Source organism: Achromobacter sp., assembly GCF_049647645.1.
GTDB lineage: Bacteria > Pseudomonadota > Gammaproteobacteria > Burkholderiales > Burkholderiaceae_B > Achromobacter.
In genome coordinates, this window is the sequence record NZ_JBARYB010000207.1 from 1 (window position 1) to 25,313 (window position 25,313).

Sequence of the window (25,313 nt, forward strand, 5' to 3'; positions counted from 1 at the left end):
GGGTATCACGGTGCAGCCGTCCCACCTGTCCACCGCCGGTCTCGCCGCGCCGGCGGGCGCCGCGCAGCTGCCCGCGCTGCCGCAGGTGGAGTTCATCGTGATCTCGGCGCCCGCGCCCAACCAGCCCACGCGGGCGCTGACCGAGATTTTGATGCGCAGCACGCTGACCTGATCAGGGCGCGAGCCTGAGCCGGGCGCGGGCCTCGGCTCAGGCGTCATTCGTGCATGAAATCTCATAGTGCCTGCGAATCGGCCGCGATTATCGGAACGCCGCGCATCCCGTATATTTCCTGCTGCCTTAGCAAGGCATTTCGTCATCGCGACCAGGAGAAAGACATGCGTGTTCTTGTTGTGGGAGCATCCGGCACTATCGGCCGTCCGCTGTGCGAGACGCTGGCGCAGCGGGGCCACGAAGTCATTGCCGCCGGCCGCCGCGGCCGCGACGTTGCGGTCGATATCCGTTCCGCCGACAGCATCGACGCCATGTACCAAGCCGCCGGTGCCGTGGACGCTTGTGTCTGCGCGGCCGAGTCCGGCGCACTCGACAAGTTCGAAACGCTGACCGAAGCGGCGCTGCTGGAGAACATGCGCGGCAAACTCTTCGGCCAGATCAACCTGGTCCTGACCGGCCAGGAGTATCTGGCCGACCACGGATCGTTCACGCTCAGCAGCGGCATCTTCGCGGACGAGGCATGGCCCGGCGTGACGGGCGGCGCGGTCATCAGCGGCGGACTGCACAGCTTCGTCCTTTCCGCGGCGATAGAACTCAAGCGCGGCTTGCGCATCAACGCCGTCAGCCCGACGCTGGTCGCGAATTCCGTGGACGACTTCGGGCACCTTTTCCCAGGCATGCAGCCCGTCGCGATGGATGCTCTGATTGGCGCCTATGTCTCGTGCATCGAGGGCCGCGGCACGGGCGAAATCCTGCGCATGTACGGCCGCTGAGCGCTGCGGCCCCAGCCTTCCCGCACCCGGATCAGGATGGGGCCTAGGCCCGCTCGAGGCAACGACGGTGCAACGCAAACACCTGTTCCGCAAGTTCCGGCACCGGGCCGGCCACGACAGCACCGCGTATGACTTCATCGATCGGCAGCTCGCGCACCGGCGGTCGCGCGACGCCGTGGCTGTCCAGCCAGGCCACAAGCTGGTGTGACGAGGTCGCATAGACGATACGGCCCAGGCCGACCCAGCCGTGCGCGGCGGCGCACATGGGGCAATGCTCCCCCGAGGTGTAGACCGTCGCCGCGGCGCGCTCCTGTGGCTGCATGTTTTCCGCCGCCCACCGCGCAATGGCGAATTCCGGGTGGCGCGTAGGGTCGCCGCCGGCGACCTCGTTGCGCCCCTCGAACAAGACCTCGCCATCCGCCGATACCAGGACCGAGCCGAAGGGCTGATCGCCGGCGGCGACCGCGGCCTCGGCAAGTTCGATGCAACGGCGCAAATGTTTCATATCAACCTCGGAGATCATGGCTATTCCATCCCGGTATGATTCCCAGCACTCGCGTACATGGATTTCAGGAGCATCTCGAATGCGGCTACCGCTTGCGCTGCTTGAAGTGTTTGACGCCATTGCCCGCGCCGGCAGCATGCGGGGCGCGGCGGAGACCCTGGGTGTCACGCCTTCCACGGTCAGCCATCAGCTCAAGGCGCTCGAACGGCAGATCGGCACCGCCCTGTTTGTCCGCACCACCCGTTCGGTGGCGTTGACGGAAGCCGGGCGGGCGCTGAGCCATGGCGCCCTGCCCGCCTTCGACCAGCTCGCCAACGCCGTGCAACAGGCTCGCGACGTCGGCGGCAGCCCGCGAGGCAGCTTGCGGATCACGCTGCCGGAGTTCGCCTACACGATGGCGCTGGCGCCTCACATCATATCGTTTCGCGCTGCCTGTCCGGAGGTCGAGCTGGAACTCGTGATGACCGACGCCATGGTCGACCTGATGGAGGCGGGTTGCCACGCCGGCATCAGGCAGGGCGACCGCATCGAACAGGACATGATCGCGATCCGCCTCGGCGAGCCCCTACCCCTTGCCGTCTATGGCAGCCGCGGCTATCTGAAGCGCCGCGGCGTACCGAAGTCCCCCGCCGACCTGCTTTCCCACGATTGCATCCGCTACCGCTTCCTGCGTTCCGGGCGCCTGGCTCCATGGATCTTCCATGACGCCAATGAATCCCACACGGTGGCCGTGGCCGGCGGCCCCATTGTCAGCGATCTGCCCACGCTTTATCACATGATCGCGAACGGGCTGGGGCTGGGCTACGTATTCCGGGACGGCCCGCCCGCAGCCATGCGCCGCGAGCAACTGACTCCGCTGCTCGCCGACTACCTCGCTCCCATTCCCGGTCTCTATCTCTACTATCCGCACGAATACCGCTCGATGCTGCTGCTCCGGCTGTTCATCGACCACCTGCGCGCCGCTCTCTCCGCCGACCCGATCTCGTCCCGGCACGAAGCGTAGACCCGGCCGTCCATGGCGCGCCTTTCAGGGCAGCTGCGGGCAACGATCAGGATGGACGGGTCGATATCGGCATGCGCGAGCAATAGCCGCGCGACCGCGGGACGCCGATGCCACACCGCGTTTTGCCATGGTTCATCTCCCGTGCGAGGAAGCATATGGACATTTCCCGCTGGGGTTAATGGGGCAACGCTCCATCAATCTCATGCAGGAGAAGCAACAATCGGCGGAGAGCGGCGCCACGCCTGGAAAGCGCCGGGCGCAACCTCGCTTGAGACCTGGAAAGTATTGTTTTTGTACAAAAGCGGTACTTTACGGAAGGAAGCTCCCGTCCCATCATCGTGCCATTTCCACACGGAGGTTCACGATGGAACAGCAGCGCGCGGACGGACTTTTCAAGGGCAAGGTTGCGATCGTCACTGGCGCGGGCCGCGGGCTTGGAAGGGCCTATGCCAAGGCGTTGCTGGAACGAGGCGCGCGCGTGGTCCTCAGCGATCTGGGCACCGACCGGGCCGGTGAAGGCGCCGACCAGGATCTGATGACCGGCGCGGCGCGCGCCTTGCAGACCTGCGGCGGGCAACTGATCGGACACTGCGGACGCCTGGATCACGAGGCCGGCTGCAAGCAGCTGGTGGCGCTGGCCGTCGAACACTTCGGCGCGCTGGACATCCTGATCCACAACGCCGGCTGGGTCGGCTATCAGTCCATCGAGGAACAGGACAAGGAGTTCCTCGAGCGCGCGCTGGGCATCAATGTGCGTGCGCCCATCTGGTTGAGCAAGCATGCCTGGGCACATCTCAAACGTTCCTCGGCGGCGCGGATCGTGCTGACGACCTCTGATCGCGCCATGTACCCGCAGCATGCGCAGCCTGGCCTGACTGCCTATGCCGCCGGCAAGATGGCTCAAGTGGGCATCATGAACGCCCTGAGCATGGAGGGCGAAGCGCACGGCATTCTCGTCAATGCGGTCTCTCCGGTGGCCAAGACCCGCATGTGGGGCGTCACGCAGCCGCCCGAAGATCTCAAACCCGAATGGGTTGCGCCTGGCGTGCTGTACCTGGCCAGCCCGCTGTGCCGCGACACGGGCGTCATCCTGCGCGCCAGCAACGGCCAATTCACCGCCACCCGCTACAGCGAGAATCCCAACAGCGTCTATCCCAAGGATCTGTCACGGATAGCGTGTTCCACCATGGAGGAGATCGCCAGGAAGTGGCCCAGCATCAAGGAGTTTGACGTTGCGTGCTAGCTGCCGGTGGCGTGCCGGGACTGCAAACGAGGCTGTCCGCCCCATGCCCGGCAACCAGCAACCGAACAACACGCGGAATGAGAACGTTCGTGCATGGACGTGGCCCCCCGCCGCGGACGGCGCTACTCGGGCAGGTGATCCGGAACGCCGTCCTCGTCGACCAGCTTGATGCGGTCCAGCGCGTTGCGCGCCGCCGACATGGCCTCCACCGTGCTGCGGAAGCGCCGGCTGATGAAGATCTCGAAGGCCTGACTGTCCGGCTCGGCGTCCTTCGCGTCTTCCGGCGCTGCGTCAGCCGGTTGCGCTTGCGCGTCCGCCTGGGCCGCGGCCTGCGCATCCCGTTCTGCCTGGCTCTGCTTCTTCGGCAGCCGCCGCGTTTCGATGAAAGCGCGCGGCGGCACGCGCCCCTCGGGTTGGGTCGCGTACGCGAGCACCGAAAATCCGTTGATGATCTTCTCAGCCATTGCGGTTCCGTGTAGCCGCGCCCAAAAAAGGCGCGGTTCCTTGTTACCGACTACGGCCTGCCACGAGGAAACTTAAGCCAGCGCCGCCTGGCGTGCGCGCACGTAGGCCGCCACCTGCGCCAGCACGTCGGACAGATCGGCTTGCAGCGGCGCGAAGCCCGCATTGCGCTCGCGCGTAGCTTCGTCCATGTACAGCGGACGGCGGATTTCCACCTGCAGGCTGTGGCGATTCAAGGCCGGCTGGCCGATCTGCGCGATCAACTGCACACCCTTGTACGGGTCGTTGCGCGCCACGGTATAGCCCTTGCCGCGCAAGGCCGCCTCGATCAGGGCGATGAACTCGGGCTCGCAGGTCGTGCCGTCGCGGTCGCCCAGCACGAAGTCGGCCAGCGGATGCTCGCTCTTGCGGCCCAGGCGCTCGTAGGCGTCGTTGGGCATGGAGTGCAGATTCAGGTGCCAGACGGCGCCGAAGCGCTGCCTCACCTGCTGGATCGCCTGCGACAGGGCCGCGTGGTAAGGCTCGTAGTACGCCTGGATGCGGTGGCGCACTTCGGCCAGCGTCAGCTTGCGATCGTAGATCGGCGTGGCCCGGTCCATCCTGCGCCAGATCAAGCCCTTGCCCAGCCGGGTCTTCTCGCCCGGATCCAGCGGTTCTGGCCAGGGCTGCGCCAGCAGCTCGGGGTCGAGGTCCTGCAGCGTGCGGTTGGGATCGATGTAGACACGCGGGAAGTTCGCGGCGATCAGCGTCGCGCCCAAGGCCGGCGCCGCCGACCACAACGCGTCCACGTGCGTGTCCTCGCCCTGGCGCAACTGCGCCAGGGTGGCCGCGGCGCCGAAGTCGTCGGGATAGCGCTCGCCGCTATGCGGCGAATCGCAGACCAGCGGCAGGGCCGGGCCCGAGGGCTCGTGTACGGAAACAGCGTCGAAGTCGGCGTGGGTCATCGTCAATCAGCCTGAATGTTGGCGGTCTTGGCGACCTTGGCATAACGGGCCAGGGCCTGCTGGATCTGAGCCTCGAATTCCTGGGGCGTGGTGCGCACCAGCGTACCACCCACTTCCTCGGCCTTCTTGCGGAATTCCGGATCATCCTGGGCGGCTCGCACCGCCTTGTTCAAGCGTTCGACCACGGCGGGCGGAGTGCCGGCGGGCGCGACCAGGCCGAACCAGCCGCCCGTGCCCATGTCGGGGTAGCCCAGCTCGATGTAGGTCGGCACGTCGGGCAACAGCGGCGAGCGTTCGGCGCCCAGCACGGCCAGCGCGCGCAGCTTGCCGCCCAGCACCTGCGGCAGGGTCGAGGACAGGTTGTCGGTGATCGCATCCACCTGGCCGCCCATCACGTCATTGAGCGCCGGACCCGCGCCGCGGTACGGCACGTGCAGCAGCTTGATGCCGGACAGCATCATGAAGTTCTCGATGTTGACGTGGCCCAGCGAGCCCACGCCCGGCGAGGCGAAGCTGTAGCGTTCCGGCTGCTTCTTGGCCAGGGCCACGAACTCGGCCATGTTCTTGGCCGGGAGGCCCGGGTTGATCGCGAAGATGCTCGGCACCGCGACCACATTGGCCACCGGCACGAAATCCTTCACCGGGTCGTAGTTCATCTTGCGGAACACGGCCGGGTTCGAGCCATGCGTGCTCATCGTGGCCATGCCGATGGTGTAGCCGTCGGGCGTGGCGCGCGCCACCTGCTCCATGCCCATCGAACCGCCGGCGCCGGCCTTGTTCTCGACCACGATGGTCTGCTTCAGGTCGCGGCCGGCGTACTCAGCCACCAGGCGCGCCACGATGTCGGTCGAACCGCCGGCGGCGAACGGCACCACCAGCTTGATGGGACGAGCGGGATAGTCGGCGGCTTGGGCGATGCCGGCAAAGGTCAGCGTGGCGAACATGCCGGCGAGCGCGAAGCGCGCGGACCGGCCCAGAAGGCGGCGGGACATGGGGATGGCTCCGAAAGTTGAAGGTCAATCGACAAGGCCGCCAGTGTCCGAACTTTACGCTCCCCTTTCAAACGACTATATTGCACGGCTTCATTACCAATGGTCATGCTAGATGCGACTGCACTCGCCTTCCATGTCCGAACTGCACGCCTTCGTAACGGCGGCACGGCTGGGCAGCTTCACTCGCACCGCCGAGGTCCTGTGCGTTACCCAGGGCGCCGTCAGCCGGGCCATCTCGCGCCTGGAAGCGCACTTCGGCCAACCGCTGATGCATCGCAACGCCCATGGCCTGACGCTGACCGAGACCGGGCGCCGTCTGTACGACGGCGCGCAGGGCCCATTGCAGGAGATCGAAGCGCTCAGCGCCGGATTGCGCGCCGACGACCGCCGCCTGCGCCTGACGCTGTCCACCGTGCCGACGCTGGCCAGCGCCTGGCTGGTGCCCCGCCTGTCCGACTTCCACGCGCGCCATCCCGACATACAGCTCGGCTTCGCGGCCTACCGCCGCAACGAGGACTTTTCGGGCGCGACGCCCGACGCCAGCATCCTGTCCGGCATGCCGGACCAATGGCCAGGCTGGCAGGCGGACTACGTGATCGGGCGTGAAATGGTCGTGATCTGCCACCCCGCCCGGCTGGCGGCGCGGCGCGCGCAGGGGCTCTGGGACACGCCCGCCGGCCTGCTCGGGGAACCGCTGCTGTATCACTCGAACGGCATGGACAACTGGGTGCAATGGCTGAGCGCCGCCGGCGTGCCGCGCGCCTCGGTCCAACTGGCCAACGGCTTCGACCAGGTTTCCATCCTGGTCCGCGCCGTCATGGCCGACCTGGGCATCGCCGTCCTGCAGCGCTGCCTGGTCCGCGACGACCTGCAGTCAGGACGCGTGGCAGCCCCGTTTCCCGACCTGCCCATACGCATCGCCCGCGGCTACCACCTGTGCGCCCCAGCCCAGCGCCGCGACCACTACGCACTGGCCTGCTTCCGCCAATGGCTGCTGGAGACCGCCGGGCAGGACCCGGACGTGCTGGCCGCCGGCCCGGGCTGAAAGCCAGACAGCGCGAAACATGTGGTTTCGCACGGTGGAGGCCAATTATGACCAAACGAAAACGGGCTCCTGCGGAGGAGCCCGTTCATATATGACGCGGCGGAATGCTCAAGGCGCGAGCTTGAACCCCAGGTCCACACCCCACTTGTCGGTCTCGCGCAGCCATTTTGCCCCGCAACTCAGGCAGCGGAAGTGGTCTTCACGGCTTTCTTCACGGCCCTTCTGCGTCGGGTTGGTAAAGCCTTGATGTCCCAGATGGGCATGCGGCGCAACGCCAGCAAGCCCAGGGTTAATGCGTTGGCAAGCCAGGCACATAACGCTCATTGATGCTTCCCTACAAACTTAGTAACTAAATTGTAAGGGATTTCACCAATACTTTTCTATCGATATGTGACGGTAAATCCAAAAATAATTGTTAACGCCACAATTAAACAACGGTCGGCATGGCGGACAGGCAGGTCGCCAGATGGTACGGCGAGGTCGAAGGCATGTCCGCGCGCACCACCTTACCCTCCGCATCCAGGCATTCGTACCACCCGCCCGGGTGCAGGAAGCGCGCGCGGAACATGGCCAGGCCGGCCTCCAGCGCGGGCAGGTCGCCCAGCACGCCGAGCACCCTCAGATACTCGGTCTGCGCCCAGATCCGGCGCGTGTCGTCGATCACGGCGCCGGACTCGTCCAGCGATGCCGCCACCCCGCTCGCGTCCACGCCATGGCGGCGCGACCAGCGCACCGCGCGCGGCAACGATTCCGCCAGGTCCAGGCCATCGAACACCTCGGCCGAGCCGTGCACCAGCGACAGCCATTCGAACTGATGCCCAGGCTCCAGCCGGTTGCCGGCCGTACCTTGCCGCGCTTCCGAAATGCACTGCGAGGCCGCGTGCACGAAGAAATGGCTGATGCCTTGCGCCAGGCCGCGCAGACGCTGCGCGTACAGCGCCGGCTCCGCGACCTGGGCGGCGGCCAGATACGCCTCGGTCAAATGCATCATGGGATTCTGCGCGGGCGCGCGCAGCGGCTGGCTCAGGTCGGCGCTGAGCGCCGCGTGGTACAGCGAATCGGCGGTCTTGAAGCGCGCCTCGATGGTCGAGGAAGTAGCCAGCATGAGCTTGCGCGCATCCGCGTTGCGGCTGCGGCGGAAATAGGCTGCGCAAGCCAGCACGATGAATGCGTGGGTGTACAGGTCCTGCGTTTCGTCCAGGGGACGCGCCTCGGCGTCCACGCTGTAGCGCCAGCCGCCATGGACCTCGTCGCGGAACACGCGCCGCAACGATTCGAACAACAGGTCGGCATGCGCGCCCGCGGTGGCGCCCGGCGCTTCAGAAAATACGTAGAGCTGGCGCGCGCAGGCCATGGCGCGGTAGCGTTCGACCGGCAGCGCAGTGCCGGTGGCCGCATCCATCGATTCAAAAGGCAGACCGAGCGCGCCATTGAAACCCTGCCCCATCCAGAGAGGCAGGATCACGGAATCAAAATGGTTGCGTAATGCGCGGATGTGTTCCGCCAGTGAAGAGTTGGTCTGTGCGGCAGTCATCTTGGAACGGCGCATACCCAATAAGGGCCCCAGATTTTGGAGCAGCAACGATAACCGAAATTTTCGTCGCAAACCGTTGAGTATTCTCCGAAGCGTCATGCTCACACAGACCGGTCCCGCCAATCAGCTCCGTCCAGGGCAAGGCGCCCTATCGGAAGATGTTTTCCTCTACCCAGTTCTGCGCGAATACTTCCGCGCGATCGCGTGCTTCGTCCAACGAAGCGCAGTTGCCCAAGTGGGAAAACGCGGCATCCACTTCGGTGCCGCCCTCGGCCGTAACCGTCAGCAGTACGCCATATCCGCCGGTATCCATGGCCGCTGTGGAAACGTCGATCAGAACTTCCTGGTCACGATGCTGCATGTGCTACCTCCCAGTCGGTTACCTAAACGCGTGAACCACGCGTGACGTTGCGGGAGCAGGATTCCCGCGCAAATGAATAGACCTGCAAACGTCACGCAAGTTCATCTTACTGGCGACTCGCCGCCCGCGATACGTCGAAAAGCAGCCAAATCGCGCATTCCGTCTCAGGAAATTCCCGTAGCGCCCCGGGAATACTCGCGAAGCTGCGACATACTGCGAAAACATTCGCAAATTGTGTGGAATTTTCGTAAGCCAAACGATCAAGACGCAGCGAAACGCGGCACGCCCGCCTGCACCGCAGCGCCTGTCGACATTATTGGATTCCGCGGCCGCGCCGCGCCATGCGCGGGCTATCGCAAGTGGATCGCGCCGGGCTCTTCCATGCGCAGCGAGAGCTTGCCCTTGGCAGTGATGAGCCAGCGGCCGTCAGCGCCGGCTTCGATGCAACGCAACGTCTCCAGCGCCTGCGCCACCTGTGCGGGCACTTCAGTCTGGGCGGCGCCGGGCTCGCAATTATCGGCCACGATGCGCAGCCAATGTCCCAGCTCGCCTTTCTCGAAACGGTGCAATGCCATGCGATGATTCTCTCTTGAATACCCAACGATAGCATGTCGCCAAGCCCGTCCTGGCGACAGGCAAAGAACGCTAGGCCAGCAATCGGGGCAGCGACGACGCCAGCAGCGCCACGCCCGACACCGTCAGCAGGCCCAGCACGATGCGGCGGAACGCCACGTCGCTGATGCCCGCATACACGCGCGTGCCCCACAGGGTCGGCACCAGCATCGCCGGCAAGATCACCGCGAACAGCGGCAGCATGTCGCGCGTGACCACGCCGGTGTAGATGTAGCTCGCCATCGTCACGACCAGCATCGACAGGTTGAAGTTCTGGATCACCGCGCGCTGCACGTCGCGGTCGAAGCGGCGCAAGGTGCACCACAGGGTGGGAATGACGCCGGTAAAGCCGCCGATGCCGCCCATGACGCCGCCCATCGCGCCCACCACGCCGTCGGCGAATCTTCCGCCTGCGGTGATGGGAGGCAGGCGCGTCGCGAACAACATGACGGGACACCAGACCGCCAGCAGTCCGCCGACCAGCGCCTTGAACATCAGCGGATCCAGATACGGCAGGACCTTGACGCCCAGCGGAATGCCCATCAGTCCGCCCGCCACGAAGGGCAGCAAATGCGCCATCGCAAAACCGCGGCGCACGCTGAACGCGGCCAGCAATTGTCCGGTCAGCGAGCCGAAAACCACCATGGCGGCAGCGAGCTTCGGATCTATCGTCCAGGCCCAGAACGACATGGCCACCATGCCGAAGCCGAAGCCCGACAGGCCCTGCACGAAACCAGCGGCCATGGCGCCCACCGCAACCAGCACATATAAGGAATCCATATCCGCCGTACGCCCGCAAGAGAAGCCGGAACCGGTCCCGGCGCACGACATTCTAGAACGCGCCGATGGCAGCTCCCGTGGCAGCGGCGCATTCGCGGCCTATGAAGTGCGCAGCGCCAGCGGCCGCTTCAGGCGCGTCGCCGCGGCCGACGCCGCCACGCTGGCGCCGATCAGGCCCAGGCCCAGGGCGAGGTCGGCCGAGATGCGCTCCTGGAACACCAGCGACGACACGATCAACCCGATCACCGGCACGCAGAGCATGGCGATCGAGGTCGCCACCGGCGGCATCTTCTGCGTCATGCCCAGCACCACGATGAAGGTCAGTGCAGTGGCCAGCGGACCGGTGTACAGGATCACGGGCCACGCCTGCGGCTCGGCCAGAAAGACTGGCGCGCCATCGCGCATCCACGCCAGCGCGGCCAGCGGCAGCGCCGCGATGGCGGTCTGCCAGGGAATCATGTCCGCGCCCAGGCGGATATGCCGGTTGCCGCGCAACTGGATGATGTTGCAGGCCCAGGCGAAGGACGCGCCCAGCAGCATCGCCAGCCCGATCACCGTATGCGCCTGCCAGGGGCTGAAAGCGGGCGCGACGATGACGACGATGCCGGCGTAGCTCAGCGCCGTCGCCAGCCATTGCGCCACCGACAGGCGTTCCTTCAGAATCAGCGAGGACAGCGGAATGACCCAGATGGAAGTGGCATAGGCGATGACCGACGCGCGTCCCGGCGCCACGTATTGCAGGGCCCACAGGGCCAGCGCGGTGAACGCGCCCATCTGCAACAGGGCCACCCCCGCCACCAAGGGCCATTCCTGCCGCGTGGGCAGACGCAGGCGGCCTAGCATGCCCAGCACCAGCGCGCTGATCAGCGCGGCCGAGCCAAAGCGGCTGGCAGCCAGCCAGAGCGGGCTCATGTGCGCCAACCCCAACTTCATGACGGGCCAGTTGCCGCCCCAGATGGCTACCGCGCCGACCAGCGGCAAAAACCTGCCCAATGTGCTCTGCTGACTCATTACTGCCCAATCTACCGCTTGAATATTCCGTGTTTTGGCCAAATTGCCAAACGAGGGAATAGTCTATAGGGTTAACCCCAGAACATTTGACTGCATTCGATCGGATTACCCGGCATACTCAGCATGGATGAATTGCCGAATGACCATAACTGGGTGACTTATGCCGGAAATCAACCTGGATGCCACCGACATCCGTATCCTCAACGAACTCCAGCGCGATGCGCGCCTGACCAATGTCGAGCTTGCCGCACGTGTAAACCTGTCCGCCTCGCCGTGTCTGGCGCGCGTGCGCCGGCTCGAAACCGAAGGCCTGATCGACCGCCGCGTCACGCTGCTGAACGCCCGCAAGCTGGGTCTGAAGGTCAACGTGTTCATCCAGATCTCGCTGGACAAGCAGCGCAAGGCGGCGTTGGACGTGTTCGAACGCGAAATCGCCGTCCTGCCGGAAATCATGGAGTGCTACCTGATGTCAGGCGACGCCGACTACCTGATCCGCGCCCTGGTGCCCGACGTCGATGCGCTGGAGCGGCTGATCGTCGAACACATCACCCGCATCCCCGGCGTGGCCAGCATCCGCTCCAGCTTTGCGTTGAAGCAGGTGCTCTACACCACCGCGGTCCCGCTCGCGTAAAGCCCCGCAGCAACTTGCAGGATCTGCAACGCCCCTCCACAATGAAAGCGCCACGCGGGCTGCGCGCCCGCGCCGGCTTCCCTCCCATCGCCTAGCAAGGAGAACACCATGCCTGAAACCGACTGGTTCCCCGGCGGCACGCTACCCGATCGTCAGGGCTACTTCGAAGTGGAATTCGAAACCGGTGAAACCGAAATCACGCGCTACGGCATGCTCGGCTGGGAGCCCGAGCAGGATCGCGGCCCCATCAAGCGCTGGCGCGGCTTGGACCCGACCATCGAAGCTGCCGAGATGCAGCGCGAGAGCGCCGTGCGCAACAACGGCGATACGCTCATGGGCTGAGGCGCCTGCTGACGCGCCAAACAAAAACGCCGCGGAGAACATCCGCGGCGTTTTACCTTGCCGTCAGGGTCAAAGGTCCAGCTTGGAGATCTTGGTGCCGGCCAGGGAAACGCCTGCCATCAGGCCGCCGTTGTTCATCACGAAGCCCACGATAGGCTGTTGCGCCGTATTCGTGTCGATGCGGCCGTTGGCGCCGATATTGACGACGGCCACCGTGGCGTCGGCGCCCACGGTCCAGCCGCTGCTATTGCGGAACTTGGTCAGCGCTTCGTCCGTCATGAACAGCAGCACCATCGCCTTGGACTGCGCGCCGGCCTGGAAGCCGACCGAACCCGCCGTGGTGCTGTAGTAGCCGGCGGTGGAGCCGCCCACGCGCAACACGCCCTTGCCGTGCTCGGCGCCGATGATGAAGCTGCCGCTCAGCACGTCGGGAAAGATCAGCACACCCCGTGCACGCGCGACCAATTCCCTGGACTGGGGCGACGCTTGATAGAGCTTGCCTAGCGTGGCCTCAGCCGCGCTGTTCAGCGACTGGCGCTGCTCGGTGGCGGTTGCCGAGGATTTTGGACTGGTAGTGGTGCAACCCGTGAACATCAGGCCGGCCACGCCGATCGCCGCGGCGGCCAAGCCAGCGCGACGCAAGACAGGAAAAGTATCAAACATGGAACTCTCCTTTTTTGTTGTCACCCGTTGCCAATGTACCGGGCAAATCGGCCAGCGCAAAGCACACGATTGTGTGAAAAGAAACAAAACCTGCCTGCGTGCCCAATCCCTGCTACAGGATCCCATAGCGCGGTTCGCCGGTGGACTCGTCCACCGACACGATGCCGGACAGCACCAGTTCGGCATGGCGTCTCGCGATCCCGGGATCCTCGAAGGTGACGAAGCGCGGCAACGACCAGCGCCGCTCCAGTTCGCCCTCCGCCTTTCGGCACACGGCAATCTCAATCGCCAGCATGCCCGTATCCAGCCGGATGACCTGGCATTCGACCTCGAATCCATCAATATGACGCTGTGGCCACGCGCCCATTCCTCGCTCCTGAAAGAGGTTTTCCCGGCCGCAATATGCCAAAAAGATTCGGCCTTGAAAAGCAATGTTTTCAAGGAGTTATGACGCACTAGTACGGATAGTGCGAACGCATCTTGAAGTCCGGGAAAATGGCTGCTGACCAGCCCGTTTCGAGGCTTTTGCAGCGGGCCTGCACAATCCTGCGAACTGCCGTTTTCAGCCTGCCGGCGGGCGAATCCATTGCGCGTCCCACAAGCCTTCGCCGCGCTCGAGCGCCGCGCCCAATGCCTGTTTGCTGCGCTGCGCCACCGCCGCGAGCAAGGCATTGCAAACGGAAAAGGCCGCGGTGTAGGAATCGAAAGGCGATGCGCTGGAACTGCGCGCGACCAGCACGTGATGCGCGGAGGCGGCGGCGGGCGCCGACGCGGAATCGGTGATCAGGATCACCTTGCCGCCGCGCTGCCGGAAGTACTGCACCGCTTTGACCGCGGCGACTGAATAGCGCCTGAACGTAAACGCCAGCAGCACGTCGGCCTGGTCGACCCAGAGCAGTTGGTCCTCCAGGAACAGCGGGCCGGAGGCGATCATGGGCTTCACCGACGGCAGGCACAGGTTCAGGTATAGCGCCACATGGCTGGCGAGCGGCGCGGCCTGGCGCAGTCCCAGCACATGCACCCGGCCCTTGCGTTGCGTCAGCAGCCGCACCGCTGCCTCGAAGGCCGCCACGTCGATCGACGCATAGGTCTCCTTCAGGTTGTGCTGGTCGTGCAGCAAGGCGTTGTGCAGACAGGCGCGCGGCGTAGGCTTGTCGGCGCCGACCACATCCGCCCGTTCGCCGGGCGAAGCCAGGCGCGCCGTCACTTCCACGCGCGCTTCCATCTGCGCTTGCGCATAGCTGTCATAACCCAGCTTGGCCAACAAACGCACCACAGTGGAGGCGCTGGTGCCCACCTGCCTGGCCAGCGACGTCGCCGATTCCAGCAGGCTTTGCGGATAGCGCGCCTGCATTTCGTCGACCAGCACTTGTTCGCTCTTACTGAGCTTGCGGCCGTAGCCGGCAATACGTTGATGCAGATTCATGCTTGCCCGGGTCCTAGGTGATAACCCCAAATTTCACAACACACATTGCATCTTATATTGCAGCCTGCAATTTTCATTGCAAATTAGACCAAACCCGCAGTCACCACCCGAGAATTCCATGAAGCATCACCCCCAGGGGCCGTCCTTGGCCCGCCGTAGCCTGGTCCTGGCCGGCCTGGGCGCCGCCCTGTTGCCGTTGGCCGCGCGCGCCAACGCCTATCCCTCGCGCCCCATCACGCTGGTCGTCCCCTTTCCTGCGGGCGGCTCCGTCGACCTGATCGGCCGGCTGTACGCGGACGCGCTGGGCAAGGCGCTGGGCGCCAGCGTCATCATCGAAAACCGCGACGGCGCCGGCGGCGCCATCGGCAGCAAGCGCGTGGCGCGCGCCACGCCAGACGGCTACACGCTGGTCGCGTCCTCGCAAAGCTCGCACCTGGCCAACCCGCTGATGCGCAATGATCTCGGCTATGACCCGATCAAGGACTTCGTTTCCATCTCGCAGCTGTCGCGCACGCCCAATGTGCTGGTGACCAATGCCGCCGTGCCGGCGCGCAACCTGGCCGAATTCGTCGCGCTGCTGAAGGCGCGCCCCGATCAGCTGCACTATGCCACCGCGGGCATCGGCAGCATGGGCCAGCTCAACGCCGAGCTGCTGAAGAACACCCTGCAGTTGCAGGCCGTGCACGTGCCCTACCGTGGCGGCGCGCCGCTGATCAACGCCCTGCTCTCCGACCAGGCGCAGTTCGCGCTGGACAACCTCGCGCCCTTCCTGCCGCACATCCAGGTCGGCAAGATGCGGGCGCTGGCGGTGGCCGCCCCCAAGCGCCTGGACTCCCTGCCCGACGTGCCGACCTTCGAGGAATTGGGTTACCCCGTGCTCAACTCCATGTCGTGGATCGGCCTGGCCGCGCCTGCTGGCACGCCGCCCGACATCGTCCAGAAGCTGCTGGCGGCGGTGCGCACCGCCGCCACCGAGGACGGCATGCCGCAATCCCTGGAAAAGGCCGGCGCGCTGCCGCCCGAAGAGCAGACTCCGCAACAGTTCACCGCCATGATGTCCGAGCGCCTGGCGTTGTACAAAGACTTGATCGACCGCGCCGGCATCCGTCCTGAATAGGCCAGACCTCCATGAAAAATCCCGCTTTCGAACCCGACACCGCTCCGCTCGAAGTCCTGCCGCGCAACCTCGCGGCTTATCGAGAGGGCAATGTCGGCATTCCCTACGTGCACCGCTTCGAGTCGGGCCGTCCTGGCCCGCACGTGCTGATCAACGCCATCACGCACGGCAATGAAATCTGCGGCATGGTGGCCGCGACCCATTTGCTGGACACGGGAGTGCGGCCCAAGATCGGCACGCTCACCGTCAGCTTCGCGCACGTCGAAGCCTATGAAGCCTTCGATATCGAGAACCCCTACGAAAACCGCCAGCTCGTCCACAACCTGAACCGCATCTGGTCGGCCGCCATGCTGGACGGTCCGGAAGACAGCCCCGAACTGCGCCGTGCCCGCGAACTGCGCCCGGTATTGGATGCCGCCGACTTCGTGCTGGACATCCACTCCACGCGTGCACCGGTGCAACCTTTCTGGGTCTACACGGAAATGGACCGCAACACGGCGCTGGCCAGCGCCGTCGGCGCGCCGCAGGTGCATCTGGTGATGCCGCCCGACCTCTTTCCTGGCACCGGCGTCATGGGCTACGGCCACCATGGCGACCCGCACTCCGACAGCAGCGGTTCGCTGGTGGTGGAATGCGGCCAGCACTTCGCGCAATCCGCCGCCGACCTGGCCACGGACGTCACGCTGCGCTTCCTGGCGCACACGGGCCTGATCGACATGCCTGCCGGCACGCCGCCTGCGCCCGTGCCGCAGCGCTACCGCCTGCTCGAAGTGCACATGGTGAAGTCCGAAGACTTCACCTTCACCCGTCCGGTGATCGGCTTCGAAACCTTTGCCAAGGGTGAACTCATCGCCATGAACGGCGCCGAGGAAATCCGTTCGCCCTGCGACGACTGCACCATCTTCATGCCCACGCGCATGCCCATCGTGGGCCGCGAAGCGGTGTACTTGACAGTCGCGATCTGATCGCCACGCGCAAGCGCCCGCTGGTTGCGCCGGATATCGGCGCGGCATGCGGTGCGTTCGCGCCGGCAAAACAGGCACGAGGCCCCGGAACGCAGACAACTTCAGTGCGCGTCGGGCGCCGTCAGGGTGCCTTCCATGACCACCACGGCCTCGCCCGCCACGCCCGCCCACACGCCATCGGCACGCGGCTCGGCGTGGGCCAGCAGCACGCTGGCGCGCCCCATGTCCACGCCTTGCTCCACGCGCAGGCGCAATACGCCGTCGCCGCGCAAGGCCGCGCGCAGCGCCGTCATGGCCGCCGTCGCGCTACCGGTCGCGGGGTCTTCCGTCATGCGCCCGGTAAACATGCGGGCTTGGATGTCGGCGCCTGCGGCAGGCGCGTCCGTGCGCGTGTCGGTGGTATAGGCATAGATGGACTTTGCGCCATCCAGCGGCAGCAGGGCCGCGTAGCCTGCCGGGTCGGGCATGGCCCGGCGCAGGGCGTCGCGACTGGCCAACTGCACCACCAGGAAGATCAGGCCGACCGACGCCACCTGCGGCGCATGCATCGAGGTCTCGATGTCCGCGGGCTCCAGGCTCAAGGCCCGCGCGACCGCGGCGGCCGGCGCCTCGCTGGCGCGCGACAGCGGTTGCGGCGCAAGCAGTTCGGCTCCGGCCACGCCGCTTGCGCCCGTCCGCAGCGCAATGCGCACCAGACCCGCCTCCTCTTCAAACACGAAGGCATCCGGCACGGTCAGGCCCGACGCGGCCATTTCGCGCGCCAGCACCACGGCCGTGCCCACATTCGGATGCCCCGCGAACGGCACCTCGCGATCGGGGGTAAAAATGCGCACCCAGGCCGTATGGGCAGGATCCCGCGGCGGCAGCAGGAAGCTGGTTTCAGAGTAGTTGAACTCGCGCGCGATGCGCTGCATCTGCGCCGTACTCAGGCCCTGGGCGTCGAACACGACTGCCAGCGGATTGCCGCCGTAAGCTTGGCTGGTGAACACATCGGCGGTGACATAGCGGTAGCGCATGGAACGTCCTCTCAAGCCGCGCGGACTGCGCGATGACCTGACAATTGTGCGAGGCCGGCTTGTTGCCCGCCAGACACAGAGGCGGTAAATCGAGACCGTAACAGCGCACGTATTTGGCATAGACTATCCTGCCTCAGTCCGGTGTTTTCGGCCCATCCCGGCCCTGGCCGGCACATGATGATTTGCGCACGCCAGGAGCCCGCCCCATGTCCACGGTACGCACCTACTTCCAGAACCGTCTGCCTGCTGGCGAACTTGCCCGGCTGATGCTGGCACAGGAGCCGTTCTTTCTCGAGAACATCATCGACATCGATGAAACCGCGGCGGCGATGCAGGCGTTCTACCGCGACCATGGGCTGACCGTACAGGTGCTCAAGCAACCCCACAACAGCGGCGTCACGGGTTGGGACCTGGCCAGCTTTCTTCCCTCCTGGTTCAGCGCCCTGAGTCTTGCCCTTTTTGCCACCGCCACGTTGGGCAGGCCACGCACCGACGTCACCCTCAAACTGCGCAGCAACAGCCTGCTCGAAGTATGTTTTTCCCAGCCTGCGCCCCATCCCGGCGCTGCGTTGCCCTGACCCGCGCCACGCGCCGCCCTCCTGCCTTGCGTCAACCTGGCCTCCACTCAGGCCTAGTACAATGTCCCATATATGGGGACAATAAAGATGAAAGACAGTGCAAGCCCCGCAGGGGCGCTTACCGTCGAAACGGCGGTAGGTCTGGCAGAGAACTGGGCCCGCGCGCATCACGCGGACGCCGAGCGAAGCAGGAAATTCGCCATCCAGTGGCATCGGGACACCAGCCCTGACAACAGGCAAGGCGATGTGCTCCTCAGGGATCTCGCCTTCTTTTTCCAGGCCGCTACCCAGGACGCCGCCTACTGGCGCTCGGTCGGCGACTTCACCGAGGAAGCCACCGGCCCCTGGGGAATCCAGGCGCTGAAAGCACTGGCCGGCTTGAATTTCATCGGCCTTGCAGCGTCCATCATCCTGTTTGCTGCACGCGACAGTTCAGCCTTCACGGCCGGCGCGATAAGCGCTTGCGCCTTGTTCCTGGCCGGGCTGCTGCTGGCCTATCCGGCGCTACGGCTCACAGGCATTTCCCGCTCCACGGCAAACGCCGCCTCGGCCTTGCAGAGCCGCGAGGCGGGCGCCGCGTCGACCTGGGAACAACTACGCTCGGCCAACGACGGCAACCCCAACATCGGCCGCAGGGAACGCAAGATCGCCTTGCGCCTGGCCGCCATCATGGCCGCCACGGCCACGGCAGGCTGTGCGCTGCTGATCGCGACGGTGTGGGTCTAGAGTCCTGACAACGCCGGCGCCGAGCCCCCTATCGGTGCCGGGCCGGTGCGTTGCTGGCCGCTTCCGCCTGGGCATCGAAGGCCGTCCGGGCCGCGTCGATGTCGGCGATGTGCTTGCTGGCCCAGCATCCCAAGGCGATGACCGGTTCGGTGAGCGAGCGTCCAAGCGGCGTCAGCTCATATTCCACATGCGGCGGCATGACCGAATAGACCGTGCGCTTGACCAGGCCGTCACGTTCCAGCCCGCGCAGGCACAGCGTCAGCATCCGTTGCGAGATGCCGTTGATGGTGCGTTTGATTTCAGTGAAACGACTCGGGCCGTCAGCCAGAATCATGATGATGAGCACGCTCCATTTTTCACCGATGCGAGCCAGCACCTGACTGATCTTTTGACAGTCATGCTCGTGCAAAGCGTGGAGCTTTTCAGTCACATTCATGATACCGGGTTCTCCTGATGTGCCGTATTGTGCACGGTCGGGACCATAGTTACATTGCTAGCCTCAGTCACAATTTTATACCGAGGCTACCCGCAATGAAGCCCCCTCTCAGCAGCGCCACCATGCCGGGCGCGCAGCCCCAAGCCCGAACCTCCACGTACGTTTCCCGGGGGCTGCGCATCCTGGCGGCCGTCATATTCCTCGCTGCCGGCGCAGCCAAACTGGCGGGCGTCCCCGCCATGGTCCAGCCGTTCGACCAGCTCGGCCTCGGGCAATGGTTCCGCATCGTTACCGGCATCGTCGAAGTGATCGGTGGGATTGCCGTCCTCGTCCCTGCAGCGGCCTTCCTGGGCGGATTGCTGCTGAGCGCCACCATGGTCGGCGCCCTGCTGGCCCATTCATTCGTCATCGAGGGCAGCCCGGTTCCGGCTCTGATCCTGCTGCTCATCACGGCGGCGATCGCGTGGCTGCATCGTCCTGGCCGGTGGGCCGCAAGCACCGGCCCATCGCCGGTCATGCCACCGGCGTAACCGCCTTCCCCGTCGTGAAGAACGACACCAGGTTCCGTATCGCCAATTCTGCCATCTGGCGGCGCGTCTCATGCGTGGCGCTGCCGATATGAGGCGCCAGGATCACGTTGGGCATGTGCCGCAGCGGGCTCTCGCCTAGCGGTTCGCTATCGAACACATCGAGCGCGGCGCCCTGGATGATGCCGTGGGCCAGCGCAAGGCACAGGTCGGACTCGTTGATGACCGAGCCGCGGGCGACGTTGACAACGACGCCTCCAGGGCCCAGCGCCTGCAACACCGCGGCATCGACGAGATGACGCGTTGCCGCGCCTCCGGGACACGACAGAATCAACACGTCCACATGGCGGGCCATGGCCGGCAGGGAATCGAAGTGCCGCCAGGGCACCGCCTGGCGCGCGCGGCCGAAATAGCTGACGTCCACTTCAAACGGCACGAGCCGCTGGACGATCTCCTTGCCTATGCGCCCCAAGCCGACAATGCCGACCTTCTTGCCCGCCAGGCTCGCTCCAAGCGGAAAGGGAGAGTCCTTCCACGCGCCGCCGCGCACAAAGTTATCGGCTGCAGGCAGCTTGCGCAGCAACGCCAGCAAGAGCCCCAGCGCCAACTCGGCTACGGCCTTGTTCAGCACGTCGGGCGTGTTGGTCACGACGATGTTCTTCTCACGCGCGCGCTCAAGCGCAATCCCGTCGTAGCCGACGCCGTTGGTGGTGATGATGCGCAACTGCGGCAAGCGATCCATGAGCTCGGCGGAGATCCGGTAGTTCGAGCGCGTGACGATACCGCCGATCGCATCCGCTTGCGCGGGATGCTTTTGAAGCGCCTCTTCATCGATCAGGGTGAATACGGCGCGGAACTGCGCTTCCACCGACTGGGGAAAAACCCCTACCTTGAGCAAGGCAGGATAGTTGCCGCTTCCGTCGCCAAGGCGCTTTTCTGCTGCCTGGCGCTTTTCCGCTCCCTGGCACGCTGCGGCCAGATCATGCTCCATCATGGATTTCAACCTCGACGCTATAACATACGGGGAATTGGCGCGATAAGCCTGCAGTCATCGCGGCCGGGTTCGTAGCGGTTCGTGCGATCTTCAACCTGACGTTTCTCCTTTCAGGGCAATAGCCCATCGCATCATGGACATAAAGTGCATGCAGAGCTTCGTCGCGGTCGTCGAAGCAGGTTCGTTCGCCGAAGCCGCGCGCAAGCTCGATCTGACCTCGGCCGCCATTGCCGCGCGCATCAAGGCGCTGGAAATGGACCTGGGCGTGGCGCTGGTAAAACGTTCGGGACGCTCCGTCAGGCCGACCGAAAGCGGCATGCGCATCCTCGAAGGCACCAAGGCGGCCATCCGCAACCTCCGCGATCTGCGCGCCATGGCCATCGACGGCGACCAGCCGGGCGAGTTCCGCATCGGCTGCTTCGTATCCGCGCTCACGAACGTGCTGCCTCCCATACTCAAGTCCCTGTACCGCAGGCATCCGGACGCCTCCGTATTCGTCACGCCAGGCGGCTCCATAGACCTGTGCGGCAAGGTGGTCAATGGCGAACTCGACGCCGCCATCGTGGTTGAGCCGCAGTTCGCCGTGCCCAAGAGCTGTCTGTGGCAGCCGTTCATGGAAGAGCCGTTGGTCGTGGTGGCCCCGTCCCATCTGGCGGACCAGGACGCCCACACGCTGCTGTCGACCCAACCCTTCATACGCTATGACCGGAACATATACGGCGGCCAACTGGCCGACCGCTATCTGCGCGACCACCAGATCTGGCCCAAGCAGCGCCTGGAAATAGACGGCCTGCTCGCCATCGTCGCCCTGGTGCACGAGGGCCTGGGCGTGGCGCTGATTCCGGACTGGTCCTCCATGTGGAAGTCGCTCGACGTGGCGCGCATCCCGCTGCCCAACCGCGCGCCCGTGCGCAGAAACGGCCTGATCTGGAACACCCGCGGCCATCACGCCAAGATGGCCGCGTCGATTTCCCAGGATGCCCGGACCATCTTCGGCAACATGGAAGCGCGCCGGGCGAAGCAATAGCCCTACTTCGGCTTGCCCGGCACGCCGCGCAGGAAGTCGAAATCGACGCCCTTGTCGGCCTGGGTCACCGTATCGAGGAACAGCTTCTTGTAGCCGCGCTCGGCCGTGGGCGGCGTGACCGGCTGCTCGCGGCGGCGCCGTTCCAGTTCTTCTTCCGACACCAGCAGCGAAATTTCCCGCTGGCTCACGCTCAGGCGTATGCGGTCGCCGTTCCTGACATAGGCCAGCGGCCCGCCTATGGCCGCTTCCGGCGTGACGTGCAGCACGATGGTGCCGAAAGCGGTGCCGCTCATGCGGCCGTCCGAGATCCGGATGATGTCCTTCACGCCCTGCGACGCCAGCTTCTTGGGAATCGGGATATAGCCCGCCTCCGGCATGCCGGGCGCGCCCTTGGGGCCGATGTTCTTCAGCACCAGGATGTCCTGCGGCGTGACGTCCAGATCGGCAGCATCGATGCGGCTCGCCAGGTCCTCGGCGTTCTCGAACACGACGGCGCGCCCTTCGTGCTCCATCAGCCCGGCATTGGCGGACGACTGCTTGATGATGGCGCCTTCGGGAGCCAGGTTGCCGGACAGCACGGCAATGCCGCCCTGCGGATAGATCGGGTCCTGCCGCGTCCTGACCACGCTTTGCGCGAAGCCCGGCCCCGAGCGTTCGATCTCCTCGCCCAGCGTTCTGCCGGTCACGGTCAGCGCGTCCAGCTTCAGCAAAGGCTTGAGTTCGCGCAGCAGCGTAGCCATGCCGCCCGCCTTATGGAAGTCTTCCATGTAGTGCTGGCCGGACGGCTTCAGGTCCACCAGCACGGGCGTCTCGCGCCCCATGCGGTCCAGCGCCTGCAAGTCCAGGTCCAGGCCCAGCCGGCCGGCGATGGCGGTGAGATGGATGATGCCGTTGGTGGAGCCGCCGATGGCCAATAGCACGCGCATGGCGTTTTCGAAGGAATCGGCGGTCAGAATCTTCGAGACGGACAGGCGTTGTCTGGCGATCTCGACCGCCTGCGCGCCCGTGAGCTCGGCAATGCGCATTCGGTCCGCCGTGACCGCCGGCGGCGTGGCGCCGCCGGGCACCGTCATGCCCAGCGCTTCGGCGATACAGGCCATGGTGCTTGCCGTGCCCATGACCGAACAGGTGCCCACGCTGGCCACGAGCTGGTTATTGACGTCGGCGATCTCCTGATCGTCGATTTCCTCGGCGCGGTATTTGCCCCAGTACCTGCGGCAGTCCGTACACGCGCCCACTCGCTCGGACCGGTGCGACCCCGTCAGCATCGATCCCGTCACCAGCTGGATCGCCGGAATGTCCGCCGACGCGGCGCCCATGAGCTGGGCCGGCACGGTCTTGTCGCATCCGCCGATCAGCACCACCGCGTCCATGGGCTGCGCGCGTATCAGTTCCTCGGTGTCCATGGACATGAGGTTGCGCAGGTACATGCTGGTGGGAAAGGAGAAACTCTCGTGGATGGAGATGGTCGGAAAATCCATCGGCAGCCCGCCCGCGAACATGATGCCGCGCTTGACGGCCTCCAGCAGCTGCGGCGCGTTGCCGTGACAGGGGTTGTAGGCGCTGCCCGTGTTGGCGATGCCGATCACCGGACGATCCAATGCGCCATCCGTGTAGCCCGCGCCCTTGATGAAGGCCTTGCGCAGGAACAGCGAAAAGCCGCTGTCGCCGTAGCTGGTGAGGCCTTTGCGCAGGCCGCTGGCCTCGTCCTGCGATGACCCGGTGTTTTTCTTGCTCATCTTGTTCTAGCTGCTTCCAGTTAATTTGCGGTGATGCCGCCGTCGCGGATGACCTTGGCCCATTGCTCGATTTCCGCGTTCAGGCGCGCCTTGGAGGCTTCGACATCGAGCGCGTCGGCATACACACCTTGCTGCAGCAACTGGGCCTTGGCATCGTCCTTGGCCAGCGCCGTGGTCAGCGCCTTGTTGATCTTGGCGACAATGGGAGCCGGCGTGCCCGCCGGCGCCATCACGCCAAAGAGCGAACTGACGTTAAAGCCGCTGAAACCCTGTTCCTCGGCGGTGGGAATGTCCGGCAGCATCGAGACGCGTTGGGGCGTGAGCACGGCCAGCGGACGCAACTGGCCGGACTTGATGAAGGAGATCGCGGCGGGAACCGTCTCCGTCATGGTCTCGACCTGGCCGCCGACCAGGTCCGTCATCGCCGGGCCGCTGCCGCGGTAGGCCACGTGCACGATGTTGACGCCGGCGATCTGCTTGAACAGTTCCATGGCCATGCGCTGGGGAGCGCCGGCGCCCGATGAAGCGAAATTGAGCTTGCCGGGATTCGCCTTCGCGTAGCTCACCAGGTCGGCCAGCGATTTGATCGGCAGCTTGGGATTGACCACGGCCACCAGCGGCACGAAGCCGACCACGCCGGCGGGCGCGAAGTCCTTGCGCAGGTCATACGGAATGGTGTCCTTCTCCAGAGTCGCCATGACCGAATGCGAGGTCAGCGCTCCCATCAGCAAGGTATAGCCGTCGGGCTGGGCGCGCGCTACTTCGGCCGCGCCGATATTGCCGCCTGCTCCGCCCCGGTTCTCGATCACGACCTGGCCGCCGATCTCTTCGCTCAGGCGCTGGCCCACGATGCGCCCGATCACGTCGGTCGCGCCTCCGGGCGGATACGGAATGATCAGGCGGATGGGCTTGCTGGGATAGTTGTCGGCAGCCTGCGCGGATGCATGGCCAGGAATGGCGAACGCGGCGGCCGCGAGGAAGGCGGCCGCAACGATGTTGATGCGCTTGCGCGCGGCGTGCTTACAGAACATTTTTGTCTCCCGATGCGTTCTTATGGCTTGAAAGCTCTAGACGCATGTTCGCAAACTCTCGCCGGCGAAAAGAGAAAAAAATTTATGTTCTGTCAAAAAAATCCGTGAGAGTCCCAGGACGTCCGGATGAGGAAAATCCGGACCGCACTTCGGTTCTGTGAGGCTGGGTTCTTGAGTCGCCGGCGTCCGGACTGCGGGATTCCGATGCTCGCCCCGGTGGGGCTGCGCTTCGGATCCCTCCGCCCGGCCACCGGCTCAAGGCATCTGCCCATGAACGGGGTCCGAAACCAACGCATTAGGCGACTGCTAGCCGAGGACCCCGGAGCCATCCGAAGCGCAGCCCCACCGGGGCGAGCATCGGAATGGCGCAGGACAGCCTCGGCGGCTAAAGAACCCTGACATCCGCAAGCTTGAAGCCCTGCCGCTCCGCACTTCGGTTTTGTGAGGCAGGGTTCTTGAGTCGCCGGCGTCCGGACTGCGGGATTCCGATGCTCACCCCGGTGGGGTTGCGCTTCGGATCCCTCCGTCCGGCCACCGGCTCAGGGCATCTGCCCATGAACGGGGTCCGAAACCAATGCATTAGGCGACTGCTAGCCGAGGACCCCGGAGCCATCCGAAGCGCAGCCCCACCGGGGCGAGCATCGGAATGGCGCAGGAC

General features: G+C 65.3%; 30 protein-coding genes. 12 read left to right on the plus strand and 18 right to left on the minus strand.

From position 1 onward, the window contains the following. Window positions 1-336 precede the first annotated feature (336 nt). The gene (locus WBB14_RS23170; RefSeq protein WP_424241921.1) at window positions 337-945 is read left to right on the plus strand and encodes a short chain dehydrogenase; all 609 of its coding nucleotides are present in this window, start codon (window positions 337-339) and stop codon (window positions 943-945) included. A gap of 43 nt (window positions 946-988) precedes the next feature. Here WBB14_RS23170 and WBB14_RS23175 read toward each other — a convergent pair whose 3' ends face one another. Further along, complete coding sequence (locus WBB14_RS23175; protein ID WP_424241922.1) at window positions 989-1,468, minus strand: nucleoside deaminase; 480 nt, start codon at window positions 1,466-1,468, stop codon at window positions 989-991. A gap of 61 nt (window positions 1,469-1,529) precedes the next feature. Between WBB14_RS23175 and WBB14_RS23180 the strand changes: the two genes are divergently transcribed. Next, the gene (locus WBB14_RS23180) at window positions 1,530-2,453 is read left to right on the plus strand and encodes a LysR family transcriptional regulator (protein ID WP_424241923.1); all 924 of its coding nucleotides are present in this window, start codon (window positions 1,530-1,532) and stop codon (window positions 2,451-2,453) included. A gap of 364 nt (window positions 2,454-2,817) precedes the next feature. Beyond that, on the plus strand, window positions 2,818-3,696 hold the full coding sequence (locus WBB14_RS23185; RefSeq protein ID WP_424241924.1) for an SDR family NAD(P)-dependent oxidoreductase: 879 nt from the start codon (window positions 2,818-2,820) through the stop codon (window positions 3,694-3,696). A 122-nt stretch (window positions 3,697-3,818) separates the two neighbouring features. Here WBB14_RS23185 and WBB14_RS23190 read toward each other — a convergent pair whose 3' ends face one another. The 3 genes from WBB14_RS23190 to WBB14_RS23200 all read right to left on the minus strand — a co-directional run bounded on the left by WBB14_RS23190 (window position 3,819) and on the right by WBB14_RS23200 (window position 6,094). Further along, complete coding sequence (locus WBB14_RS23190) at window positions 3,819-4,160, minus strand: hypothetical protein (RefSeq protein ID WP_424241925.1); 342 nt, start codon at window positions 4,158-4,160, stop codon at window positions 3,819-3,821. A gap of 72 nt (window positions 4,161-4,232) precedes the next feature. Then, window positions 4,233-5,102: an N-formylglutamate amidohydrolase gene (locus WBB14_RS23195; protein WP_424241926.1), complete on the minus strand. Its 870-nt coding sequence runs from the start codon at window positions 5,100-5,102 to the stop codon at window positions 4,233-4,235. A 2-nt stretch (window positions 5,103-5,104) separates the two neighbouring features. Then, window positions 5,105-6,094, minus strand: a complete 990-nt coding sequence (locus tag WBB14_RS23200) for a Bug family tripartite tricarboxylate transporter substrate binding protein (protein WP_424241927.1) — start codon at window positions 6,092-6,094, stop codon at window positions 5,105-5,107. A gap of 112 nt (window positions 6,095-6,206) precedes the next feature. Between WBB14_RS23200 and WBB14_RS23205 the strand changes: the two genes are divergently transcribed. Continuing rightward, entirely contained in the window at window positions 6,207-7,139 is a 933-nt protein-coding gene (locus tag WBB14_RS23205) for a LysR substrate-binding domain-containing protein (protein ID WP_424241928.1), read from the plus strand. Between the two features lie 108 nt (window positions 7,140-7,247). Here the strand turns inward: WBB14_RS23205 and WBB14_RS23210 are convergent, their stop codons facing one another. The 6 genes from WBB14_RS23210 to WBB14_RS23235 form a co-directional block, all read right to left on the minus strand. Beyond that, complete coding sequence (locus WBB14_RS23210; protein WP_013392952.1) at window positions 7,248-7,463, minus strand: hypothetical protein; 216 nt, start codon at window positions 7,461-7,463, stop codon at window positions 7,248-7,250. A gap of 103 nt (window positions 7,464-7,566) precedes the next feature. Then, window positions 7,567-8,673: an AGE family epimerase/isomerase gene (locus WBB14_RS23215; protein ID WP_424241929.1), complete on the minus strand. Its 1,107-nt coding sequence runs from the start codon at window positions 8,671-8,673 to the stop codon at window positions 7,567-7,569. A 148-nt stretch (window positions 8,674-8,821) separates the two neighbouring features. Further along, entirely contained in the window at window positions 8,822-9,034 is a 213-nt protein-coding gene (locus WBB14_RS23220) for a hypothetical protein (RefSeq protein WP_008159938.1), read from the minus strand. A gap of 350 nt (window positions 9,035-9,384) precedes the next feature. Further along, entirely contained in the window at window positions 9,385-9,609 is a 225-nt protein-coding gene (locus tag WBB14_RS23225) for a hypothetical protein (RefSeq protein ID WP_424241930.1), read from the minus strand. Between the two features lie 70 nt (window positions 9,610-9,679). After that, window positions 9,680-10,426 (minus strand): sulfite exporter TauE/SafE family protein, encoded by a 747-nt coding sequence (locus tag WBB14_RS23230; RefSeq protein WP_424241931.1) that lies wholly within the window; start codon window positions 10,424-10,426, stop codon window positions 9,680-9,682. Window positions 10,427-10,525: 99 nt separating this feature from the next. After that, a complete protein-coding gene (locus WBB14_RS23235) occupies window positions 10,526-11,437 on the minus strand; it encodes a DMT family transporter (protein WP_424241932.1) in 912 nt (303 codons plus the stop codon). Between the two features lie 160 nt (window positions 11,438-11,597). Here WBB14_RS23235 and WBB14_RS23240 point away from each other — a divergent pair, with 160 nt between their 5' ends. Next, complete coding sequence (locus WBB14_RS23240) at window positions 11,598-12,068, plus strand: Lrp/AsnC family transcriptional regulator (protein WP_006226939.1); 471 nt, start codon at window positions 11,598-11,600, stop codon at window positions 12,066-12,068. A 108-nt stretch (window positions 12,069-12,176) separates the two neighbouring features. Then, window positions 12,177-12,410 carry a hypothetical protein gene (locus WBB14_RS23245; RefSeq protein WP_424241933.1) on the plus strand — a complete coding sequence of 78 codons (234 nt, stop codon included), beginning with the start codon at window positions 12,177-12,179 and terminating at the stop codon, window positions 12,408-12,410. A gap of 69 nt (window positions 12,411-12,479) precedes the next feature. Here the strand turns inward: WBB14_RS23245 and WBB14_RS23250 are convergent, their stop codons facing one another. The 3 genes from WBB14_RS23250 to WBB14_RS23260 form a co-directional block, all read right to left on the minus strand. Continuing rightward, window positions 12,480-13,073, minus strand: a complete 594-nt coding sequence (locus WBB14_RS23250; protein ID WP_424241934.1) for a BPSL1445 family SYLF domain-containing lipoprotein — start codon at window positions 13,071-13,073, stop codon at window positions 12,480-12,482. 112 nt (window positions 13,074-13,185) lie between these two features. Then, complete coding sequence (locus tag WBB14_RS23255) at window positions 13,186-13,440, minus strand: hypothetical protein (RefSeq protein ID WP_424241935.1); 255 nt, start codon at window positions 13,438-13,440, stop codon at window positions 13,186-13,188. Between the two features lie 195 nt (window positions 13,441-13,635). After that, the gene (locus tag WBB14_RS23260; protein ID WP_424241936.1) at window positions 13,636-14,499 is read right to left on the minus strand and encodes a MurR/RpiR family transcriptional regulator; all 864 of its coding nucleotides are present in this window, start codon (window positions 14,497-14,499) and stop codon (window positions 13,636-13,638) included. Between the two features lie 118 nt (window positions 14,500-14,617). Between WBB14_RS23260 and WBB14_RS23265 the strand changes: the two genes are divergently transcribed. Continuing rightward, window positions 14,618-15,616: a Bug family tripartite tricarboxylate transporter substrate binding protein gene (locus tag WBB14_RS23265; protein ID WP_424241937.1), complete on the plus strand. Its 999-nt coding sequence runs from the start codon at window positions 14,618-14,620 to the stop codon at window positions 15,614-15,616. A gap of 11 nt (window positions 15,617-15,627) precedes the next feature. Next, the gene (locus WBB14_RS23270; RefSeq protein WP_424241938.1) at window positions 15,628-16,581 is read left to right on the plus strand and encodes a succinylglutamate desuccinylase; all 954 of its coding nucleotides are present in this window, start codon (window positions 15,628-15,630) and stop codon (window positions 16,579-16,581) included. A 101-nt stretch (window positions 16,582-16,682) separates the two neighbouring features. On the opposite strand, the gene WBB14_RS23275 is transcribed toward WBB14_RS23270, so the two are convergent. Further along, a complete protein-coding gene (locus WBB14_RS23275) occupies window positions 16,683-17,597 on the minus strand; it encodes a PhzF family phenazine biosynthesis protein (protein ID WP_424241939.1) in 915 nt (304 codons plus the stop codon). Between the two features lie 206 nt (window positions 17,598-17,803). Between WBB14_RS23275 and WBB14_RS23280 the strand changes: the two genes are divergently transcribed. Then, window positions 17,804-18,175, plus strand: a complete 372-nt coding sequence (locus WBB14_RS23280) for a hypothetical protein (RefSeq protein WP_424241940.1) — start codon at window positions 17,804-17,806, stop codon at window positions 18,173-18,175. Window positions 18,176-18,262: 87 nt separating this feature from the next. After that, window positions 18,263-18,901, plus strand: coding sequence for a hypothetical protein (locus WBB14_RS23285; protein WP_424241941.1), 639 nt, complete (start codon window positions 18,263-18,265; stop codon window positions 18,899-18,901). Window positions 18,902-18,929: 28 nt separating this feature from the next. On the opposite strand, the gene WBB14_RS23290 is transcribed toward WBB14_RS23285, so the two are convergent. Continuing rightward, entirely contained in the window at window positions 18,930-19,337 is a 408-nt protein-coding gene (locus tag WBB14_RS23290; RefSeq protein ID WP_424241942.1) for a winged helix-turn-helix transcriptional regulator, read from the minus strand. A gap of 95 nt (window positions 19,338-19,432) precedes the next feature. On the opposite strand from WBB14_RS23290, the gene WBB14_RS23295 reads away from it, so the two are divergent. Then, the gene (locus tag WBB14_RS23295) at window positions 19,433-19,867 is read left to right on the plus strand and encodes a DoxX family protein (protein ID WP_424241943.1); all 435 of its coding nucleotides are present in this window, start codon (window positions 19,433-19,435) and stop codon (window positions 19,865-19,867) included. On the opposite strand, the gene WBB14_RS23300 is transcribed toward WBB14_RS23295, so the two are convergent. Further along, entirely contained in the window at window positions 19,851-20,858 is a 1,008-nt protein-coding gene (locus WBB14_RS23300) for a 2-hydroxyacid dehydrogenase (RefSeq protein ID WP_424241944.1), read from the minus strand. The two genes, WBB14_RS23295 and WBB14_RS23300, sit on opposite strands and share 17 nt — an antisense overlap. A 133-nt stretch (window positions 20,859-20,991) precedes the next feature. Between WBB14_RS23300 and WBB14_RS23305 the strand changes: the two genes are divergently transcribed. Further along, on the plus strand, window positions 20,992-21,885 hold the full coding sequence (locus tag WBB14_RS23305) for a LysR family transcriptional regulator (protein ID WP_424241945.1): 894 nt from the start codon (window positions 20,992-20,994) through the stop codon (window positions 21,883-21,885). Between the two features lie 2 nt (window positions 21,886-21,887). Here the strand turns inward: WBB14_RS23305 and WBB14_RS23310 are convergent, their stop codons facing one another. Next, window positions 21,888-23,624, minus strand: coding sequence for an IlvD/Edd family dehydratase (locus tag WBB14_RS23310; protein ID WP_424241946.1), 1,737 nt, complete (start codon window positions 23,622-23,624; stop codon window positions 21,888-21,890). 20 nt (window positions 23,625-23,644) lie between these two features. Continuing rightward, window positions 23,645-24,655 (minus strand): Bug family tripartite tricarboxylate transporter substrate binding protein, encoded by a 1,011-nt coding sequence (locus tag WBB14_RS23315; protein ID WP_424241947.1) that lies wholly within the window; start codon window positions 24,653-24,655, stop codon window positions 23,645-23,647. Window positions 24,656-25,313 lie beyond the last annotated feature (658 nt).

Bases quoted from the DNA above. Each gene is read 5' to 3' on its own strand.
- WBB14_RS23170 (WP_424241921.1), top strand. From the start codon at position 337: ATGCGTGTTCTTGTTGTGGGAGCATCCGGCACTATCGGCCGTCCGCTG.
- WBB14_RS23175 (WP_424241922.1), bottom strand. From the start codon at position 1,468: ATGATCTCCGAGGTTGATATGAAACATTTGCGCCGTTGCATCGAACTT.
- WBB14_RS23180 (WP_424241923.1), top strand. From the start codon at position 1,530: ATGCGGCTACCGCTTGCGCTGCTTGAAGTGTTTGACGCCATTGCCCGC.
- WBB14_RS23185 (WP_424241924.1), top strand. From the start codon at position 2,818: ATGGAACAGCAGCGCGCGGACGGACTTTTCAAGGGCAAGGTTGCGATC.
- WBB14_RS23190 (WP_424241925.1), bottom strand. From the start codon at position 4,160: ATGGCTGAGAAGATCATCAACGGATTTTCGGTGCTCGCGTACGCGACC.
- WBB14_RS23195 (WP_424241926.1), bottom strand. From the start codon at position 5,102: ATGACCCACGCCGACTTCGACGCTGTTTCCGTACACGAGCCCTCGGGC.
- WBB14_RS23200 (WP_424241927.1), bottom strand. From the start codon at position 6,094: ATGTCCCGCCGCCTTCTGGGCCGGTCCGCGCGCTTCGCGCTCGCCGGC.
- WBB14_RS23205 (WP_424241928.1), top strand. From the start codon at position 6,207: ATGCGACTGCACTCGCCTTCCATGTCCGAACTGCACGCCTTCGTAACG.
- WBB14_RS23210 (WP_013392952.1), bottom strand. From the start codon at position 7,463: ATGAGCGTTATGTGCCTGGCTTGCCAACGCATTAACCCTGGGCTTGCT.
- WBB14_RS23215 (WP_424241929.1), bottom strand. From the start codon at position 8,673: ATGACTGCCGCACAGACCAACTCTTCACTGGCGGAACACATCCGCGCA.
- WBB14_RS23220 (WP_008159938.1), bottom strand. From the start codon at position 9,034: ATGCAGCATCGTGACCAGGAAGTTCTGATCGACGTTTCCACAGCGGCC.
- WBB14_RS23225 (WP_424241930.1), bottom strand. From the start codon at position 9,609: ATGGCATTGCACCGTTTCGAGAAAGGCGAGCTGGGACATTGGCTGCGC.
- WBB14_RS23230 (WP_424241931.1), bottom strand. From the start codon at position 10,426: ATGGATTCCTTATATGTGCTGGTTGCGGTGGGCGCCATGGCCGCTGGT.
- WBB14_RS23235 (WP_424241932.1), bottom strand. From the start codon at position 11,437: ATGAGTCAGCAGAGCACATTGGGCAGGTTTTTGCCGCTGGTCGGCGCG.
- WBB14_RS23240 (WP_006226939.1), top strand. From the start codon at position 11,598: ATGCCGGAAATCAACCTGGATGCCACCGACATCCGTATCCTCAACGAA.
- WBB14_RS23245 (WP_424241933.1), top strand. From the start codon at position 12,177: ATGCCTGAAACCGACTGGTTCCCCGGCGGCACGCTACCCGATCGTCAG.
- WBB14_RS23250 (WP_424241934.1), bottom strand. From the start codon at position 13,073: ATGTTTGATACTTTTCCTGTCTTGCGTCGCGCTGGCTTGGCCGCCGCG.
- WBB14_RS23255 (WP_424241935.1), bottom strand. From the start codon at position 13,440: ATGGGCGCGTGGCCACAGCGTCATATTGATGGATTCGAGGTCGAATGC.
- WBB14_RS23260 (WP_424241936.1), bottom strand. From the start codon at position 14,499: ATGAATCTGCATCAACGTATTGCCGGCTACGGCCGCAAGCTCAGTAAG.
- WBB14_RS23265 (WP_424241937.1), top strand. From the start codon at position 14,618: ATGAAGCATCACCCCCAGGGGCCGTCCTTGGCCCGCCGTAGCCTGGTC.
- WBB14_RS23270 (WP_424241938.1), top strand. From the start codon at position 15,628: ATGAAAAATCCCGCTTTCGAACCCGACACCGCTCCGCTCGAAGTCCTG.
- WBB14_RS23275 (WP_424241939.1), bottom strand. From the start codon at position 17,597: ATGCGCTACCGCTATGTCACCGCCGATGTGTTCACCAGCCAAGCTTAC.
- WBB14_RS23280 (WP_424241940.1), top strand. From the start codon at position 17,804: ATGTCCACGGTACGCACCTACTTCCAGAACCGTCTGCCTGCTGGCGAA.
- WBB14_RS23285 (WP_424241941.1), top strand. From the start codon at position 18,263: ATGAAAGACAGTGCAAGCCCCGCAGGGGCGCTTACCGTCGAAACGGCG.
- WBB14_RS23290 (WP_424241942.1), bottom strand. From the start codon at position 19,337: ATGAATGTGACTGAAAAGCTCCACGCTTTGCACGAGCATGACTGTCAA.
- WBB14_RS23295 (WP_424241943.1), top strand. From the start codon at position 19,433: ATGAAGCCCCCTCTCAGCAGCGCCACCATGCCGGGCGCGCAGCCCCAA.
- WBB14_RS23300 (WP_424241944.1), bottom strand. From the start codon at position 20,858: ATGATGGAGCATGATCTGGCCGCAGCGTGCCAGGGAGCGGAAAAGCGC.
- WBB14_RS23305 (WP_424241945.1), top strand. From the start codon at position 20,992: ATGGACATAAAGTGCATGCAGAGCTTCGTCGCGGTCGTCGAAGCAGGT.
- WBB14_RS23310 (WP_424241946.1), bottom strand. From the start codon at position 23,624: ATGAGCAAGAAAAACACCGGGTCATCGCAGGACGAGGCCAGCGGCCTG.
- WBB14_RS23315 (WP_424241947.1), bottom strand. From the start codon at position 24,655: ATGTTCTGTAAGCACGCCGCGCGCAAGCGCATCAACATCGTTGCGGCC.